Here is a 255-nt window from a genome sequence, read left to right as displayed (position 1 = left end):
CCATTCAGTGTTACCTGAACTTCACCCTGGACATGGGTAGATCACTCGGTTTCGGGTCTACGACAACGTACTCATGCGCCCTGTTCAGACTCGCTTTCGCTGCGGCTCCGTCTTTGCGACTTAACCTCGCACGTTATCGTAACTCGCCGGTTCATTCTACAAAAGGCACGCCGTCACCCGTTAATGGGCTCCGACTACTTGTAGGCACACGGTTTCAGGATCTCTTTCACTCCCCTTCCGGGGTGCTTTTCACCT

1 rRNA gene is annotated in these 255 nt (G+C 53.7%); it reads right to left on the bottom strand.

The features are described 5' to 3' along the window. Nucleotides 1-255 (bottom strand): 23S ribosomal RNA (locus KOL94_RS25005); the annotation flags it as partial.

The organism is Alkalihalobacillus sp. TS-13 (assembly GCF_019720915.1).
Taxonomy (GTDB): Bacteria; Bacillota; Bacilli; order Bacillales; family Fictibacillaceae; genus Pseudalkalibacillus.
The sequence above is the reverse complement of the archived record's forward strand: the minus strand, read 5'-3'. Positions and strand labels throughout refer to the sequence as shown.